We start from the raw sequence: 1,184 nt of genomic DNA on the forward strand, positions 1-1,184 counted from the left end.
GCTACGCAGTTCTCGCCTGTAGCCACTTATCCTATTACAGTTGCTTTGGGAGAAAATCCAAACTATATTGTAACTAAAGTTGACGGTACTTTGACTATTACTTCTTCTGCCATAGAGGCCAATGATGATATAGCGGGACCTATAAATGGTATTAATGGTGGAAACGCAGGAATTAACATTTTAAATAATGATTACCTAAATGGTAGTGTAGTAAATCCACTTGAGATTACTACTTCATTTGTAAGCAGTACTAATAGCGGAATCACACTTGTTGGAACTGATGTGGTACTAGCTCCGGGAACTCCTGCAGGAAATTATGAAGTGGTATATAAAATTTGTGAAAACATAAATTTATCTACTAATTGTGATGAAGCGACTGTTAAGATTTCTGTTTACACACCATCTATTTCTATCGAAAAAGAAGGAACATATATTGATGCCAACAATGATGGAAAAACTACTGTTGGAGACCAAATCAAATATACATTTACAGTAAAAAACACCGGAGGTTCAGCGTTGACAAACATAACAGTAACTGATAATAAAGTATCTGTACTTGGAGGTCCAATAACTTTAAATATAAACGAAAGTGATTCCACTACATTCTCTGCGATTTACAATATTACTCAAGATGATATTAACAAAGGAGTAGTTTATAATTTAGCCATCGCTAAAGGAACTCCACCTGCTGGAGACCCTATAACGGCTACTTCTACTGATCCAACGCCTTGTACTACGTGTCCTAAAGATCCGGAATGTGCTGATTGTACCATTACAGAAATACCTCAAAATCCTGGTATCGCAATTACAAAAGACGGTACTTATGTAGATACTAACAATGATGGTAAAACCAATATTGGTGATGTAGTATCATACAAATTTGTAATTACTAATACAGGAAATGTTACTTTAACTAATGTAACTGTAACTGATAATAATGCATTGGTAACGGGTGGACCTATTGCAACTTTAGCTCCGGGAGCAACGGATGCAACAACATTCACAGCTTCGCATGCAATCACGCAAAACGATATTAACAAAGGTATTGTGTACAACCTGGCAACAGCAACTGCGAAAGATCCGAAAGAAAATCCAATAACGGCTACTTCTACTGATCCAACGCCTTGTACTACGTGTCCTAAAGATCCGGAATGTGCTGATTGTACCATTACAGAAATACCTCA

1 protein-coding gene is annotated in these 1,184 nt (G+C 36.8%); it reads left to right on the forward strand.

Translation table 11 applies throughout. From position 1 onward, the window contains the following. The coding region (locus ABS764_RS16155; RefSeq protein WP_456264509.1) for a DUF7507 domain-containing protein at positions 1-1,184 on the forward strand (1,184 nt) is incomplete at both ends.

Source organism: Flavobacterium plantiphilum, assembly GCF_046000495.1.
GTDB lineage: Bacteria > Bacteroidota > Bacteroidia > Flavobacteriales > Flavobacteriaceae > Flavobacterium > Flavobacterium plantiphilum.